Below are 1,640 nucleotides of genomic sequence, written 5' to 3' on the forward strand. Positions count from 1 at the left end.
GAAATGTCCGGGTTTAAGGGTTCCGGCTTTGCTTCTCATGGGTTAAAGATCACGCAGTGTCGAAGACACCGTTCTGAATGGGCAGGGCGCTTACGCCTGTTCCACTGTCTCTTGCAGACCGTCGGCCAGGTTTGCTGGGTTGCGGTTGTGCCTGTCTTTGCCGGGCAAGATCCACGATCGTATGTTCGACGTCGGCCTGCGTGAACTCGCGCTGTTTCTTCTTGCCCGGCGAACGACTCTGGATTTTGGTTGGAGCGCCCAGATGCGTTCGGGAGGGCGCCTTGCCGATGCGCTGGTTGTCGCGTTGTGCCTGAATCGCCTGAGAGACCTGAAGCACGTGGCCCAGTCGCTTGTGTTCAACGACCGCGGCCTGATCGATCTCGGCCAGCCGGTCGTACTGCCTGCACGTCAGAACACGGCCGTCCACCCGGAGTTCGATCCGTGCATCCGGGTACTCCCAGACCTCGATATATCGATCAATCAGCTTGCGGTGCTCCGGCGTATCCTCCAGCAGGTACATGACCTTGTCGTATTGCACCGTCAGCGACTTCGTCACTTTGCGCGGCTCCCGCCAGGTGAGTACCAGATCAAGGCTCTCGTCAGCGCGAAGCGGCCGATGTGCGTCGAAACTGCTCCTCGGCGGCTTGGCGAAACGCGCGTTGTAGGCCGCCATGAAGGCAGGCGCCCAGGCATTTGCCGCTTCCATGGTCTGGATGCCACGCAGCCGGAGCTCCTTCACGAGACGATCCTGCAGCGTCAGATGTGCGCGCTCGACGCGGCCTTTGGCGGGGCTCGAGTTCGCGCAAAACGTGTCGATATTCAGTTCGTACATGGCACGGCCGAAGTGCGTCACGCTATTGCCATCCTTGTTCGCGCCAGTCTTGCGAAACACGCTGTACTTGTCGCTGTACAGCGCGCCGGGTTTGCCATGCTGTTCGATGTACGCACGCGTCGCTTCGAAGTAGCTGAACGTCGATTCCGTGGCCGTGAAATGCAGCGCCATCAGCCGGCTCGTCGCATCGTCGACGTACACCAGCAGCGTACAGGCCGGTGCCCGGTCCTCGAACCAGCGGTGATCGCTGCCATCGATCTGGATCAGTTCGCCCAGACAGGCACGACGGGCTCGTGGCTGATGGATCTTCGGCGGACGTTGACGGCGCGGCACCCACAGGTGGGCATCCATCATCAATTGCCGGACCGTTTCCTTCGCCAGGCGGATGCCATGGCATTCACGCAGCTTCTCGCACGCCAGCGTCGGGCCGAAATCAGCATAGCGCTCGCGCACAATCGCCAAAGCGCGTTGGGCCAGGTCGTCGTCCAGCCTCCGGTTCCCAGGCATGCCGCGCTTGCGCGAGACCAGTCCAGCCACGCCAGCTTCGCGAAACCGCGTCGTCAGCCGACGTATCTGCCGCGTCGTTAGTCCGAGTCGTTCCGCTGCACGCCACGGCTTGAGCCGTCCTTCCGTCACGTCCTGAATGACCTTGAGTCGGTCCAGTTCCCGCATCGTCATAGTTATCCGTTCTGTCACAGCCATCGAGGTCCCCAGCGCCGGAAAAACGGCAGCTGGCTAGCATACGACGGCATCAAAAGCGGACATTTCTATGCGGCTAAAAGCGGACATTATCATCTAGCCGCTACAA

General features: G+C 60.9%; 1 protein-coding gene. It reads right to left on the reverse strand.

What is annotated here, in order from left to right:
* Positions 1 to 49 precede the first annotated feature (49 nt).
* A complete protein-coding gene (locus tag F6X37_RS35665) occupies positions 50 to 1,534 on the reverse strand; it encodes an ISNCY family transposase (protein WP_187614658.1) in 1,485 nt (494 codons plus the stop codon).
* Between the last annotated feature and the right edge of the window lie 106 nt (positions 1,535 to 1,640).

The sequence above is a fragment of the Paraburkholderia sp. 31.1 genome, assembly GCF_014397645.1.
GTDB lineage: Bacteria > Pseudomonadota > Gammaproteobacteria > Burkholderiales > Burkholderiaceae > Paraburkholderia > Paraburkholderia tuberum.

Bases quoted from the DNA above. Each gene is read 5' to 3' on its own strand.
- F6X37_RS35665 (WP_187614658.1), bottom strand. From the start codon at position 1,534: ATGGCTGTGACAGAACGGATAACTATGACGATGCGGGAACTGGACCGA.